At 63.7% G+C, this 14654-nt stretch carries 15 protein-coding genes; 11 read left to right on the forward strand and 4 right to left on the reverse strand.

Annotated elements, in window-relative coordinates; translation table 11 throughout:
- The first annotated feature begins 147 nt into the window (after positions 1-147).
- Genes zwf through CTR55_RS09795 form a run of 3 tightly spaced genes read left to right on the forward strand, consistent with a single transcriptional unit; the run spans position 148 to position 2985 of the window.
- Positions 148-1617, forward strand: a complete 1470-nt coding sequence (zwf, locus tag CTR55_RS09785; protein WP_296285755.1) for a glucose-6-phosphate dehydrogenase — start codon at positions 148-150, stop codon at positions 1615-1617.
- Positions 1604-2320 (forward strand): 6-phosphogluconolactonase, encoded by a 717-nt coding sequence (pgl, locus tag CTR55_RS09790; protein WP_296285756.1) that lies wholly within the window; start codon positions 1604-1606, stop codon positions 2318-2320. Before zwf ends, pgl begins: the two co-directional genes overlap by 14 nt.
- A gap of 17 nt (positions 2321-2337) precedes the next feature.
- On the forward strand, positions 2338-2985 hold the full coding sequence (locus CTR55_RS09795) for a bifunctional 4-hydroxy-2-oxoglutarate aldolase/2-dehydro-3-deoxy-phosphogluconate aldolase (RefSeq protein WP_296285757.1): 648 nt from the start codon (positions 2338-2340) through the stop codon (positions 2983-2985).
- A gap of 196 nt (positions 2986-3181) precedes the next feature.
- Here the strand turns inward: CTR55_RS09795 and CTR55_RS09800 are convergent, their stop codons facing one another.
- The 4 genes from CTR55_RS09800 to CTR55_RS09815 form a co-directional block, all read right to left on the reverse strand.
- A complete protein-coding gene (locus CTR55_RS09800; protein WP_296285758.1) occupies positions 3182-5014 on the reverse strand; it encodes an ABC transporter ATP-binding protein in 1833 nt (610 codons plus the stop codon).
- A 75-nt stretch (positions 5015-5089) separates the two neighbouring features.
- Positions 5090-5650, reverse strand: a complete 561-nt coding sequence (locus CTR55_RS09805) for a peptidylprolyl isomerase (protein WP_296286507.1) — start codon at positions 5648-5650, stop codon at positions 5090-5092.
- A 29-nt stretch (positions 5651-5679) separates the two neighbouring features.
- Positions 5680-6471, reverse strand: a complete 792-nt coding sequence (locus CTR55_RS09810) for an alpha/beta fold hydrolase (protein ID WP_296285759.1) — start codon at positions 6469-6471, stop codon at positions 5680-5682.
- Positions 6472-6502: 31 nt separating this feature from the next.
- Complete coding sequence (locus CTR55_RS09815) at positions 6503-7429, reverse strand: LysR family transcriptional regulator (protein ID WP_081519335.1); 927 nt, start codon at positions 7427-7429, stop codon at positions 6503-6505.
- 55 nt (positions 7430-7484) lie between these two features.
- On the opposite strand from CTR55_RS09815, the gene CTR55_RS09820 reads away from it, so the two are divergent.
- From CTR55_RS09820 to CTR55_RS09855, 8 genes are all read left to right on the forward strand, one after another.
- Positions 7485-7799, forward strand: coding sequence for a 3-phosphoglycerate kinase (locus tag CTR55_RS09820; protein ID WP_296285760.1), 315 nt, complete (start codon positions 7485-7487; stop codon positions 7797-7799).
- A gap of 148 nt (positions 7800-7947) precedes the next feature.
- Positions 7948-8547, forward strand: coding sequence for an FMN-dependent NADH-azoreductase (locus tag CTR55_RS09825; protein WP_296285762.1), 600 nt, complete (start codon positions 7948-7950; stop codon positions 8545-8547).
- Between the two features lie 198 nt (positions 8548-8745).
- Entirely contained in the window at positions 8746-9030 is a 285-nt protein-coding gene (gene ihfB / locus CTR55_RS09830; protein WP_015478091.1) for an integration host factor subunit beta, read from the forward strand.
- A gap of 33 nt (positions 9031-9063) precedes the next feature.
- A complete protein-coding gene (locus tag CTR55_RS09835; protein ID WP_296285763.1) occupies positions 9064-9369 on the forward strand; it encodes a LapA family protein in 306 nt (101 codons plus the stop codon).
- Positions 9362-10513, forward strand: coding sequence for a tetratricopeptide repeat protein (locus CTR55_RS09840; RefSeq protein WP_296285764.1), 1152 nt, complete (start codon positions 9362-9364; stop codon positions 10511-10513). Before CTR55_RS09835 ends, CTR55_RS09840 begins: the two co-directional genes overlap by 8 nt.
- 56 nt (positions 10514-10569) lie before the next feature.
- On the forward strand, positions 10570-11532 hold the full coding sequence (locus CTR55_RS09845; RefSeq protein WP_296285766.1) for an SDR family oxidoreductase: 963 nt from the start codon (positions 10570-10572) through the stop codon (positions 11530-11532).
- Positions 11529-12554, forward strand: a complete 1026-nt coding sequence (locus CTR55_RS09850; RefSeq protein ID WP_296285767.1) for a glycosyltransferase family 4 protein — start codon at positions 11529-11531, stop codon at positions 12552-12554. The genes CTR55_RS09845 and CTR55_RS09850 overlap by 4 nt, the downstream gene beginning before the upstream one ends.
- Before the next feature lie 71 nt (positions 12555-12625).
- Positions 12626-14614 (forward strand): nucleoside-diphosphate sugar epimerase/dehydratase, encoded by a 1989-nt coding sequence (locus CTR55_RS09855; RefSeq protein ID WP_296285768.1) that lies wholly within the window; start codon positions 12626-12628, stop codon positions 14612-14614.
- Positions 14615-14654 lie beyond the last annotated feature (40 nt).

Here is a 14654-nt window from a genome sequence, read left to right on the forward strand (position 1 = left end):
CGGTCAGCGGCGCTATCCTAACGTCAGGCCGGCAGGCGACCAACAGCGGCGCGAGGCGGTAAAAATATGTTGTTTAATTACTACATATTTGTCTTAATGCTGGCGTAGAAGGCTAAATATCGTTCAAAATTTGGTTGGTAACAACAAATGCCTGAAGTCCGCGTTCTGCCCTGCACCCTCGCGCTGTTCGGCGCCCTGGGTGATCTTGCCCTGCGTAAACTGATTCCGGCGCTCTACCAGCTCGACCGCGAAGACCTGCTGCACCGCGATACCCGCATTCTCGCCCTGGCCCGCGACGACGGTGCCAGCGAAGAGCCCCTGGCGACCATCGAGAGCCGTCTTCGCCAGGCCGTGCCAGCGAAGGAGTGGGACGAAACCGTCTGGGCCCGCTTCCAGGCGCGCCTGCATCACCTGAGCCTGGATTTCCTCGATGCCGGCTCCTACCAGGCACTGGCCGAGCTGGTCGGTGACGAGAAGACCCTGGTCGCCTACTTCGCCACCGCTGCCTCGGTGTTCGGAGGCATCTGCGAGAACCTCGCTGCCGCCGGCCTCGCCGAGCGCACTCGGGTTGTGCTGGAGAAACCCATCGGCCACGACCTGGAGTCGTCCCGCGCGGTGAACGACGCGGTGGCGCGCTTCTTCCCGGAAAACCGCATCTACCGGATTGACCACTATCTGGGCAAGGAGACGGTGCAGAACCTCATCGCGCTACGCTTCGCCAACAGTCTGTTCGAAACGCAGTGGAACCAGAACCACATCTCCCACGTCGAGATCACCGTGGCCGAGAAGGTCGGCATCGAAGGCCGCTGGGGCTACTTCGACAAGGCCGGCCAGCTACGTGACATGGTGCAGAACCACCTGCTGCAACTACTCTGCCTGATCGCCATGGACCCCCCAGCGGACCTCACCGCCGACAGCATCCGCGACGAGAAGGTGAAGGTGCTGCGCGCGCTGGAGCCGATCGCCCCCGAGCAACTGGCGACCCGCGTGGTGCGCGGCCAGTACACCGCCGGCTACATCGACGGCAAGGCGGTGCCTGGCTATCTCGCCGAGGAGAATGCCAATTCCAACAGCGATGCCGAGACCTTCGTCGCCCTGCGTGTGGATATCCGCAACTGGCGCTGGTCCGGCGTGCCGTTCTACCTGCGCACCGGCAAGCGCATGCCGCAGAAGCATTCGCAGATCGTCATCCACTTCAAGGAGCCGCCGCACTACATCTTCGCCCCGGAGCAGCGTTCGCTGATCAGCAACCGCCTGATCATCCGCCTGCAGCCGGACGAGGGCATTTCCCTGCAGGTGATGACCAAGGACCAGGGCCTGGGCAAGGGCATGCAACTGCGTACCGGCCCGCTGCAACTGAATTTCTCCGAAACCTTCCAGACCGCCCGGACGCCGGATGCCTACGAGCGACTGTTGCTGGAAGTCACGCAAGGCAACCAGAACCTGTTCGTCCGCAAGGATGAGATCGAGGCCGCCTGGAAATGGTGTGACGGCCTGATCGCCGGCTGGGGGCGCCTGGGTGAGGAGCCCAAGCCCTACCCGGCTGGCAGTTGGGGGCCGCAGGCCTCGGTTGCCCTGATCGCACGCGACGGGAGGGACTGGTATGGCGATCTCTGAACCGAAACTGGCTGAAGGCATGGCCTGGAAGACCTGGAACGACGCCGCCGAACAGGCTCGCGGCCTGGCCGAAGCCGTCGCCGATGCACTGCGCGAGGCGCTGATCGAGCGCGGCCGTGCGCTGCTGGTGGTGTCCGGCGGGCGCAGCCCAGTGGCATTCCTCGAAGCCCTGAGCGGCGCGGTGCTGGACTGGTCGAAAGTGGCCGTCAGCCTTGCCGACGAACGCTGGGTGCCCGAGTCGCACCCCGACAGCAACGCCGGCCTGTTGCACCGTCACCTGTTCAAGGGCGCGGCGGCCAAGGCGCAGTTCATCGGCCTCTACCAGCCGGCGACCAGCCTGGAAGAGGCGGCCGACAAGGCCGACCGCTACCTGCATGAGCTGATGCTGCCGATCGACGTGCTGGTGCTGGGCATGGGCGATGACGGCCACACGGCGTCCCTGTTCCCCGGCAGCGCCAATCTGGTCGAGGCGCTCGACCCCGCCGGTACGCGCCGTTGCCTGTCGATGTGGGCACCGACCGTACCGCACCAGCGCCTGACCCTGACCCGCGCCGTGCTGCAGGGCGCGCGGGTGCAGATACTGGCGATTCAGGGCGAATCCAGGCTGGCCACCCTGAGCCAGGCGCTGAGTGACAACGACGACCAGCGCATGCCGGTCAATGCGTTCCTGCGTTCACCTCTTTCGATCCACTGGTGCCCCTGAGGCACGGAGTTACCGCAATGTCTGAACAACACATCCAGCAGATCGATGCCCTGGCGCAGCGCGCGCGCATCCTGCCGGTGATCACCATCGACCGCGAGGCGGACATCCTGCCCATGGCGGACGCGCTGGCCGCCGGCGGTATCACCGTTCTGGAAGTGACCTTGCGGACGTCGCTGGGCCTCACCGCGATTCGCCAGTTGAGCGAGCAGCGCCCGGAGCTGCTCATTGGCGCCGGCACCGTGCTCGACGCGCAGACCTTCCGCCAGGCGGAAGAGGCGGGGGCGAAGTTCATCGTCACGCCGGGCTGCACCGAGCAGTTGCTGGAGTACGCCGTGACCCGCCCGGTGCCGCTGTTACCGGGCGTGGCGACCGCGTCGGAAATCATGGCCGCGTACCGCCATGGCCTGCGTCGCTTCAAACTGTTCCCGGCGAAGGTCGCTGGCGGGGTAGAGGCGCTCAAGGCTTTTGGCGGCCCGTTCCCCGAGGTGCGTTTCTGCCCCACCGGCGGCGTCGGCCCGGATAACCTCAACGACTACTACCGGCTGGCCAACGTGATGTGCGTGGGCGGCAGCTGGATGCTGCCCAAGGCTGCCATCGACAGCGGCGACTGGGCCACGGTCGAGCGCCTGAGCCGCGAGGCGCTGGCGCTACTGGATACACACTGAGCTGTCCCGATCTGGACATGCCCGGCTTATGCCGGGCTTTTTTATGAATTCCACAAGACTGCTCTTCGTAGGATGGCGTGGAGCGCAGCGATACCCCCATCAATGGCTCGGAAGGAAAAGCCGATGGGTATCGCAAGCTCCACACCATCCTACAAAAAGCCTGTCGCAGGGCGCTCAGCAACGACAGCGATGCCGCTCAATCCACTCCGACAAACCCGCCGGTCTGGTGTCGCCAGAGCCGCGCATACAGCCCGCCATGGGCCAGCAGTTCGGCATGGCTGCCGCTCTCGACCACGCGGCCATGCTCCAGCACCACCAGCCGATCCATGCGCGCGATGGTGGAGAGGCGGTGGGCAATGGCGATCACCGTCTTGCCCTGCATCAGGGTCTCCAGGCTTTCCTGGATCGCCGCTTCCACTTCCGAGTCCAGCGCCGAGGTGGCCTCGTCGAGGATCAGGATCGGCGCGTCCTTGAGCAGCACGCGGGTGATCGCTATGCGCTGGCGCTGGCCGCCGGAGAGCTTCACGCCGCGCTCGCCGACATGGGCGTCGAGGCCGGTGCGGCCCTCGGCATCGCTCAACTGCGGGATGAATTCCGCGGCGCGAGCTTTCCGGATCGCGTCCTGCAACTCCTCATCGCTGGCATCCGGACGTCCATAGAGCAGGTTGTCGCGAATCGAGCGATGCAGCAGCGAGGTGTCCTGGGTGACCATGCCGACGTGCGCGCGCAGGCTTTCCTGCGTGACGTGGGCAATGTCCTGGCTGTCGATCAGGATGCGACCGCCTTCCAGGTCATACAGGCGCAGCAGGAGGTTCACCAGGGTCGACTTGCCGGCGCCGGAGGGGCCGACCAGACCGATCTTCTCGCCGGGGCGCACGGTGAGGTCGAGGCCGCTGATTAAGCCGCCACCTTTGCCGTAGCTGAAGGATACCTGGTCGAAGCGCACTTCCCCGTGCTTCACCTCCAGCGGCTTGGCATCAGGCACATCGACCACCTGGCGGGGCAGGGCGATGGTCTGCATGCCGTCCTGCACCTGGCCGACGTTCTCGAAGATGCCGCCCACCACCCACATGATCCAGCCGGACATGTTGTTGATGCGGATGACCAGGCCGGTGGCCAGGGCGATGGCGCCCACCGAGATCAGCGACTGGGTCCACAGCCACAGGGCCAGGCCCGTGGTGCCGGCAATCAGCAGGCCGTTGAAAATGGTGATGGTGACGTCCATCGAGGTCACCACGCGACCGGCGCGTTGGGCCTTGCGGGTCTGGTCGTCGATGGCTTCGCGGGCGTAGTTTTCTTCCTGGCGCGTGTGGGCGAACAGCTTGAGGGTAGTGATGTTGGTATAGCCGTCGACGATGCGCCCCATGAGCTTGGAGCGCGAATCGGAGGCTTCCACCGAGCGGCGTTTCACCTGCGGGATGAAGTAGCCCAGGGCGCCGATGTAGCCGAACACCCAGACTATCAGCGGAATCATCAGGCGCCAGTCGGCTTCGGCGAACAGCACCAGGGCGCTGATGGTGTAGATGAGCACGTGCCAGATGGCGTCGACCACCTGGACGGCGGAGTCGCGCAGGGAGTTGCCGGTCTGCATGATGCGCTGGGCGATGCGCCCGGCGAAGTCGTTCTGGAAGAAGCCCAGGCTCTGCTTGAGCACGTAGCGGTGATTCTGCCAGCGGATCAGGTTGGTCATGCTGGGGTTGATGCTCTGGTGCACCAGCATGTCGTGCAGGCCGTTGAACAGTGGGCGCAGGATCAGTGCGACGACGGCCATCCAGGCCAGTTCGCGGCCGTGCAGGCTGAAGAAGTCGGCGGGGGCCGAGCCTTGTGCGAGGTCGACGATGCGCCCGAGGTAGCTGAACAGTGCGACTTCGATCAGCGCGACGATCAGGCCGACGAAGAGCAGGGCGAGGAATACCGGCCAGACCTGGCGCAGGTAGTAGACGTAGAAGCGGATGACGTCGGACGGCGGCATGCGCTCGGGGGCGTCGCGGAAGGGATCGATCAGACGTTCGAAACGACGGTAAAGCATGATGGCTCTCGGGTTGTTGGCAGGGCCTTCCCGGCCCTGCCGTCAATGGCCTCCGTCAGCCGTGGTTCCGCAGAATCACAGACGCTTGGCGGAGAGGATGACCACCGGGGTGGTCGGTACGTCCTGGAACATGCCGCGGTTGCCGGTCTTTACGCCGGCGATCTGGTCGACCACGCCCATGCCACGCACGACCTTGCCGAACACGGCGTAGCCGAAGTCGCGGGAGCCGTGGTTGAGGAAGTCGTTGCCGGTCAGGTTGATGAAGAACTGGCTGGTGGCGGAGTTGACGTCGCTGGTACGCGCCATGGCCAGGGTGCCGCGCTCGTTGAGCAGGCCGTTGTCGGCCTCGTTCTTGATTGGCGCCTGGGTGTCCTTCTCCTTCATGGCCTCGGTGAAGCCGCCGCCCTGGATCATGAAGTTGGGGATCACGCGATGGAAGATGGTGCCGTTGTAGAAGCCGCTGTCGACGTAGGACAGGTAGTTCTTCACAGAAATCGGTGCCTTGTCGGCGTACAGCTCGATTTCGATTTCGCCCGAGGTGGTGGACAGCAGCACGTGCGGCTTGTTGGCGTCGGCGGCGATTGCCGAGCTGGCCAGGACCAGGGAGCAGGCAGCGAGCAGGAAGCGTTTGAACAGGGTCATTTGGCGGATGTTTCCTGAAGGTTCTAGGGATGGTCGACCTGATCGAGGAAGTCGAGCAGGGTGGAATTGAATCGTTCCGGCTGGTCCAGCGGCGTCGCGTGGCGCGAGTCCTCGATCACCACCAGGCGCGCGTTGGGCAGGCGCCCGACGTAGGCCTGTTTGAGCGATACCGGGGTGTAGTCGCGGTCGGCGCTGATCACCAGGGTTGGACAGGTTATGCGCGCGAGGCGCTCCTGCACACCCCAGCCGAGGATGGCGTGCAGGCTGGAGAGGTAGGCGCGCTTGTCGTTCTGCGGCCAGCGCTGCTGGATCTTGCGGCGCAGGTCGCTCTGTTCGGGCTTGGGGAAAAGCATCTTGCCCAGCGCCTTGCCCACCGTGTCCAGGCCCAGGACATGGGCGAGGAACAGTCGGCGCGCCACTTCCAGATACTCGCGCAGGCTGCGTGGTTTCACTTCCGGGGCGCTGTTGACGATGGTCAGGCTATTGAGTCGTTCCGGCCAGCGGGTAGCCAGTTCGAAGCCAATCATGCCGCCCATGCTGATGCCGACCAGATGCACACGACCCAGGCTCAGATGGTCGAGCAGGGCGATCACGTCCTCGGCGAAGGCAGCGATGCTGTAGCGCTGGCGCGGTTTGTCCGACTGGCCGTGACCGCGCACGTCGAGGGCGATCACCCGGTGACGCTTTTCCAGTTCCGGCACCTGGTACTCCCAGTCGCGGGTGCTGGAGCCGAGCCCGTGCACCAGCAGCACCGGTGTGCCGAATCCGCTTTCCTCGTAGTGCAGACGGTGACCGGCGTGGTCGAAGAACGGCATGAAGGGCTCCTTGTTCGTGCGGCCTGTGGCGTCAGGCCGGGCTTTCCGGGGCGGCGAAATGGGCGTCGAGGGGCACGTTGGCAAAGGTGGTCAGCAGCTCCACGAGGATCTGAGTGGCCGGGCCCAGGGGCTTTTCCTTGTTCGGGTAAAGATAGAAGCGGCTCTCGCGCACGCCGCCCTGTTTCATCAGCAGCGGCTTGAGCTGGCCGTCGCGCAACTCGCGCTCGATCATGTGTCGTGGCAACCAGGCGAAGCCCAGGCCGTTGCTGACGAAGGTGGCGGCGGTGGCCAGGCTGCCCACCGTCCAGCGCTGCTCGGCGCCGAGCCAGCCGACGTCGCGTGGCTGCAGGCGACCGGAGTCACGGATCACCACCTGCATCTGGGTTTCCAGGTCCTGGTGGGTGACCTCACGCTGCAGACGATGCAATGGGTGATCGGGATGAGCAACGGCGACGAAGTCGACGATGGAAAGGTCGGCGCCCAGGTGGCCAGGGATGTTCAGGCCGCTGATGGCGAGGTCGGCGTGGCCCTGCACCAGGGCTTCCTCGACGCCGGAGAGCACTTCTTCGCGCAGCAGTACGCGGCAACCGCGGCTCTGCGGCATGAAGGCCGACAGCGAACGGACCAGGCGTACGGTGGGGTAGGCGGCGTCGACGACCAGGCGGACTTCCGGCTCCCAGCCCTGTTCCATGTGGTGGGCCAGCTCTTCCAGCTGGCCGGCGGATTTCACCAGTTGCCGCGAACGGCGCAGCAGCACTTCGCCGGCTTCGGTGAGTACGGCCTTGCGCCCATCGATACGTAGCAGCGGCACGCCGAGTTGCTCCTGCATGCGTGCCACGGTGTAGCTGATCGACGACTGCGAACGGTGCAGGGCTTCCGCCGCCTGGGCGAATCCACCGTGATCGACCACGGCCTGCAGGGTTCTCCACTGGTCCAGGGTAACGCGGGGCGCTTTCATCCTCGCTTCCTCTTGTCTAATCTGGCGGTCCGCAGAAGACCCACAAGAGACCGCCATGAAAAAATTCTGTTGCGCCGTTCTGGCACTGTTGCCGCTGACCGCCCTGGCTTATCCCATCGAAGTGCAGAAGAGCCTCAATGGCACCGAGGTGGATGTCGAGACCCAGGACATCGGCGACCAGATGGGCGCAATCATCCTGCGCAATGGCGGCCAGCAGGATGTGACCTGTACCGCGGTCTTCGTCAACGGCCCCGAGACGCCTCATGTGCGCAAGGCCACTATGGCGCCGGGCAAGGAAGCCAACCTGACTTCCAGCTTCAGCCGCGCGGTGATCAAGCTGCGCATCAAGCTGACCTGTAATCCGTCCTGAGTACGCTTGCCGGACAAGACTAGAAGCAGCATAGCAAGAAATCAATTTATTCGATAATTAGAAGCGATTTTTTACGCTTTTTTATCGATTTATTAATCTTTAGGATGGCCTCCATCGACATATTCAACGACCGATGGAGGTCCAGTCCATGTCCCGCGTCCTGGTTATCGAAAGCAGTGCCCGTCAGGAAGGTTCCGTTTCCCGCCAACTGACCCGCGATTTCATCGCCCAGTGGCAGGCCGCTCACCCGGCGGACGAAGTTCAGGTCCGTGACCTGGCCCTCGAGCAGGTGCCGCACCTGGACGCCAACCTGCTGGGCGGCTGGATGAAGCCGGCGCAGGAGCACAGCGCAATCGAACGCGCGGCGCTGGAACGCTCCAACCTGCTGACTGCCGAGCTGCAGGCCGCCGACGTGCTGGTTCTGGCGGCGCCGATGTACAACTTCGCCATCCCCAGCACCCTGAAGTCCTGGCTGGATCACGTGCTGCGCGCCGGCGTCACCTTCAAATACACAGAGACCGGCCCGCAAGGCCTGCTCACCGGCAAGCGCGCCTTCGTCCTGACCAGCCGCGGTGGCGTCTACGCCGGTGGCGCGCTGGATCACCAGGAACCCTACCTGCGCCAGGCGCTGGGCTTCGTCGGCATTCATGACGTGACCTTCATCCACGCCGAAGGCCTGAACATGGGCGGTGAGTTCGCCGAGAAGGGCCTGGCCAAGGCCAAGGCACAGCTCGCCGCCATCGCCTGATTCGCTTTCTCCCTTGCGCGCCCTCCGCTCCTGGGCGCGACCGTGGCCGATCTCCTCCCCCGAGATCGGCCATTTTTTATTCGGCAAGCGCTTGACCGGCGGGAAAACACATCCTTCGGGTTCGGGCTGTTCAAAGCATGACCAGCGTGCTAAAAGAACCTAGAGCTGATCTAGCCGCTTGAAAAAGAAGGGAAAACCATGACCAAGTCGGAGTTGATCGAGAGAATCGTCACCCATCAGGGGCAGCTTTCCGCAAAGGATGTGGAGCTGGCGATCAAGACCATGCTTGAGCAAATGTCCCAGGCTCTGGCCACTGGGGATCGCATCGAAATCCGGGGGTTCGGTAGCTTCTCGTTGCATTACCGCGCACCGCGTACCGGCCGTAATCCGAAAACCGGCGAATCCGTGCGTTTGGACGGCAAGTTCGTCCCGCACTTCAAGCCCGGCAAGGAGTTGCGCGATCGCGTCAACGAACCCGAGTGACCCCGGGGTACCCGTCTTCAAGAAGGAGTGTCCATGCTTCGGGCAAAACGTTTTCTGCTGATTCTGGCGCTGGTCGTCCTGGCCGCTGTCGTTGTGGTTTTCGTCCTGGAAAACCTGCAGCCTGCGCAGCTGACCTTCCTCGGCTGGCAGTCGCCGCAGTGGCCGCTGGTGGTCTTCATCTCCCTTGCCTTCGTCGTCGGCGGCGCAATCGGCCTGTTGCTGAGCATCCCCTTTCGCGCGAAGGCGCACGTCCGCATGACCGGGCTGCGCTCCGAAGTCACCCGTTTCCGCAAGGAGAATGACGCGCTGCGTGAAAAGTCGCTGACGGATCATGCCTAGCGTCATCGCCACGCTGTTCTTCTTCTGCGCCCTGGCCATCGGCTGGTGGTTGGGGCGTCGTTCTCTTTCCAGGCCTGAAGCGGCTCCGGAAGAGACTCTTCGGGCCCGCGTCCACAACATGCACAACCTGCTGGAGCGGCATTCCGACGACGCGCTGGAGAGCCTTTCCCAAGGGTTGGTCGTCAGCCCGGAAACCCTCGAAAGCCACCTGCATGTCGGTAATCTGTTTCGCCGCCGGGGCGATATCGAGAAAGCCATCCATATTCACCAGGACCTGCTCGGCCGCGCCGGTGAGGATGGTTCGCTGGTCGCGCAGGTACGTCTGGAGCTGGCGCGTGACTATATTGCCGGCGGCCTGCTGGGTAGCGCCGAAGAGCTGCTGGACGAGCTGACGCAGCAGGGTGAGGAGCCTATCTCCCACGAAGCGCTGGATGAGCAGCGGCTGATCTGCGAACGCGAGAAAAACTGGTCGCGCGCCATCGAACTGGCCGCCCGGCTGGTCCCGAGCCGCCCGGAACTCAGTGCCGCCTTGGCCAACTATTACTGCGAGTTGGCCCAGGAGAAGGGCCGGACCGGGGATCGCAGCGCCATGCAGGAACTGCTGCGCGAGGCCCGCCGCGTGGACAAGCGTTGCGTGCGCGCCATGCTGATGCGCCTGGACTGCGAGCTCTGGCGCAAGGACCAGGCAGCGGCGATTGCCACCATCGGCGAGCTGGCACGCGATGCCAAGGCTTTCCTGGGTGAGGTCGTGCCGTTGTTGCGCCGCCATGACGGGCTGGATCTGCCCGAACTGCACGACTGTCTGCGTGAGTTGGCCGAGGGGGAAGAGGTGCCGCCGGCCATTCTCGCGCTACTGGCGGAGTGTGGGCAGTCGGCAAGCTCGTCGACCTGGCGCGAAAGCTTGCTGGAGCGGGTGGAGCGTCATCCTTCGTGGCAGGGCGTTGGCGAGTACTTGGAAGTTGCCGGCAAGGATGCTGAAAAAGACTCGCCGACTGAGAAAATCGCTCCGATAATCATCGGTTTGTATAAGACAATGCCGCGCTATCGATGCGGCAAGTGTGGTTTTGCCGGTCGCGAACTGCATTGGCAATGTCCCAGTTGTCATGCTTGGAACGCGTTGCGCCCGGTCATTTCGCCGCTCTGACGCGCTCGCTCAAAACATGGAAGACGCCGCTGGCGTCAGGTTCTGCAGGTATCTGATTGAAGGTTCTACTGACGGGCGCGAGCGGGTTTGTCGGCCGAGGCGTGCTGGCGCGCTTGTGCCAGGAAAACGATGTACAGGTTCGCGTCGCCCAGCGCGGCGTTGCAACCTCCTGGCCGGACGGTGTCGAGGTGGCTCGCATCGACGGGCTGAGCGTGGCTCAATCCTGGGCGTCGGCGCTGCAGGGGGTCGATGTGGTGATTCATTGCGCTGCGCGCGTCCATGTCATGGACGAGCAGGCGGCCGATCCCCTTGCCGAGTTTCGCGCAGTCAACGTCGAGGCGACCCGCCACCTGGCGCAGGAAGCGGCGGCGGCGGGAGTGAAGCGCTTCGTCTTCGTCAGTTCGATCAAGGTCAATGGCGAGGCAACCGCGCCGGGCCATCCGTTTACCGCCGACGCTGAGCCGCAACCGCAGGATCCCTACGGGCAGTCCAAGCTCGAAGCTGAGCAGGCGTTGTTCGACGTTGCCCGGCAGACGAGTCTGGAAGTGGCAGTGGTGCGCCCGCCGCTGGTTTATGGTCCGGGTGTGAAAGCCAACTTTGCCAGTCTGATGCGCGCCTTGCAGCGGCAATTGCCGTTGCCCTTCGGCGCCATCGACAATCGCCGCAGCCTGGTGGCGCGGGACAACCTGGTCGATCTGTTGCTGCTCTGCTCTCGCCATCCTGCGGCGGCCGGGCAGGTTTTCCTGGTCAGTGACGGTGAGGATATGTCGACCGCACAGCTTTGCCGTGGCCTGAGCAAGGCTCTGGGGGTTCGGCCGCGCTTGCTGCCGATACCGGCTGCGCTGCTGCGTCTGCTCGGGCTGCTGACGGGGCGGGGGCAGCAGGTGCAGCGTCTGCTGGGGTCGTTGCAGGTGGACATTTCCGCCACGCGCAGTCGATTGGCCTGGACTCCTCCCGTCAGTGTCGAGCAGGCGCTGCGGGAAACGGCGCGGGGATGCGGTCAGGAGCCGGGACGATGAGCATGGGGATTCTGCTGGTGGCCGTGTTTGTCGCATCCTGGGCGATGACAGCCGGGGTACGTCGTTATGCACTGGCGCGCAGCATCATGGACATTCCCAATGCCCGCAGCTCGCACCAGGTTCCCACACCGCGTGGCGGTGGCGTGGCCATTGTGCTGGGCTTTCTCGGTTGCCTGCCGTTGGCTGGCGTCCTGGGGGCGGTGGATGGGCGCAGCCTGTTGGCATTGTTGCCGGCTGGTGCCCTGGTGGCGGTCATTGGTTTCCTTGACGATCACCAACATATCCCCGCGCGTTGGCGGCTGCTGGGACATTTTGTCGCCGCGCTCTGGCTGCTTTGCTGGCTGGGAGGCGTACCCGCGCTGCCAGTACCCTGGGGGACGCTGGATCTGGGCCTGATGGGCGACTTCCTGGGGCTGGTGTTCCTGGTCTGGCTGCTCAATCTGTATAACTTCATGGATGGTATCGACGGGATCGCCGGCCTGGAGGCCATCAGCGTCTGCCTGGGCGGCGCCCTTTGCAGCTGGCTCGTCGGGGCGCCACAGTTGGTCTGGCTGCCCTTGATCCTGGGCATGGCTGTAGCAGGGTTTCTGGTGTGGAATTTCCCCCCGGCACGGATCTTCATGGGGGATGCGGGTAGCGGCTTCCTCGGACTGATCCTGGGAGGGCTGGCATTGCAGGCGGGGTCGATGGCTTCGCCACTGGTCTGGAGCTGGTTGATCCTGCTCGGCGTGTTTGTAGTGGATGCCACCTTCACCTTGATCCGTCGCCTGATGCGTGGCGAGCGTGTCTACGAGGCGCATCGCAGCCATGCCTATCAGCGGGCATCGCGACGCTACGGTAGCCACCTGCGGGTGTCGCTGACGGTGACGGCCATCAATGTGCTGTGGCTGGTACCGCTGGCTTTGCTGGTGGCGCTAGGGCATGTTTCGGGCTTGCTGGCATTGATTGTGGCCTATGCTCCTCTGGTGCTTGTCGTAGCTCATCTGGGTGCAGGCCGTCCGGATGAACAGGAAGTGAGCTGAACTCCGCCGGATTTGGTGGTCAATGTAGCGGGTGGACTATTTTCTCCGCTCAGGATTAAGGACAAGCGCTGATGCTCCGAGAACGCCTGTTGAGGCTTCCGAGACGACATAAACGGTTACTGCAGGTCGCCACCGATATTTTCCTGGTGTGGTTCGCCTTGTGGTTGGCGTTCATCGTGCGTCTGGGAACGGACGATCTGGAGTATCCGTTCCGGGTTCATGGCTGGCTGTTCGTTGTGGCGCCGATGGTGGCGATTCCGTTGTTCATTCGCTTCGGCATGTACCGAGCGGTCATGCGTTACCTTGGCAATGATGCGCTGATCGCGATCTGGAAGGCCGTTACGGTCTCCGCATTGCTGCTGTCGCTGATCGTCTACTGGAACCGCTCGGTGACCGAGATGGTGCCGCGCTCCCTGGTGCTCAACTATTGGTGGCTGAGCCTGCTGTTGATCGGTGGCCTGCGTTTGGCGATGCGCCAGTATTTCATGGGGGATTGGTACAGCACGGTTCAGGCCGTTCCTTTCCTGAAGCAGCAGGACGGCTTGCCCAAGGTCGCCGTCTATGGGGCCGGCTCTGCCGGCAACCAGTTGGTGGCGGCGTTGCGCCTGGGGCGTGCAATGCGGCCGGTGGCCTTCATCGATGACGACGACGAGATCGCCAACCGCGTCATTGCCGGGCTGCGCGTCTACAAGCCCAAGCATATCCAGCAGATGATCGACGAGACCGGTGTGCAGGAAGTGCTGCTGGCCATCCCGTCCGCGACCCGAGCCCGTCGCCGCGAGATTCTCGGTTTGCTCGAGCCTTACCCGGTCCATGTACGAAGCGTTCCCGGGTTCATCGATCTGGCGAACGGTCGGGTGCGTGTGGATGACATCCAGGAAGTGGACATCGCCGACCTGCTGGGCAGGGATGCGGTGGAGCCGCGCAAGGAGCTGTTCGAACACTGCATCCGCGGCGAAGTGGTGATGGTAACTGGCGCCGGGGGGTCTATTGGCTCTGAACTTTGCCGCCAGATACTCGGGTCCGGGCCGACCGTGCTGGTACTGTTCGAACACAGCGAATACAACCTCTACCGGGTTCACCAGGAGCTGGAAAACCGCATCAAGCGCGAGTCTCTCGCAGTACAACTGGTGCCGATCCTGGGTTCGGTGCGCAGTGCCGAGCGCCTGCTGGATGTCATGCGTACCTGGAAAGTCGCCACGGTCTATCACGCCGCGGCTTACAAGCATGTGCCCATCGTCGAGCACAACATCTCTGAAGGTGTGCTGAACAACGTCATGGGCACTCTGCATACCGCTCAGGTGGCGGTGCAGGCGGGTGTACAACATTTCGTCCTGATCTCTACCGACAAGGCAGTGCGCCCGACCAATGTGATGGGCAGCACCAAGCGCCTCGCGGAGATGATCCTGCAGGCGTTAAGTCAGGAATCTGCACCGGTGCTGTTTGGCGATAAATCCGGCGTGCACCAGGTCAACAAGACCCGTTTCACCATGGTGCGCTTCGGTAATGTGCTGGGGTCGTCCGGTTCCGTCATCCCACTGTTCCGCGAGCAGATCAAGCGTGGCGGGCCGGTTACCGTGACCCATCCGGGCATCACCCGCTATTTCATGACTATTCCCGAAGCAGCCCAGTTGGTGATCCAGGCGGGCTCCATGGGGCGCGGCGGCGACGTGTTCGTGCTCGACATGGGGCAGCCGGTGAAGATCCTCGAGTTGGCCGAGCGCATGATCCACCTGTCCGGTCTGAGCGTTCGTTCCGAGCGTGCGCCTCACGGCGATATCTCCATTGAGTTCAGCGGCCTGCGTCCCGGTGAGAAGCTCTATGAAGAGCTGCTGATCGGCGACAACGTCAGCGTCACCGAGCATCCGATGATCATGAAGGCCAACGAGGAGTTGATGCCCTGGGAAGGCTTCAAGTTGGTCCTGGCCGATCTGCTCAAGGCGGTGGAGCACGGCAATTACGCTCGGGTGCGGCAACTGTTGCGGGAAACCGTCAGCGGCTATTGCCCTGAGGGCGAGATTGTCGACCTGATCCACCAGCAGCGGCGGATGGAGCCCTGATCCAGGGCTCCTAGCAGACGCTGTGATTGCTGCGTCTGTG

The sequence above is a fragment of the Pseudomonas sp. genome, assembly GCF_002796985.1.
Taxonomy (GTDB): Bacteria; Pseudomonadota; Gammaproteobacteria; order Pseudomonadales; family Pseudomonadaceae; genus Pseudomonas.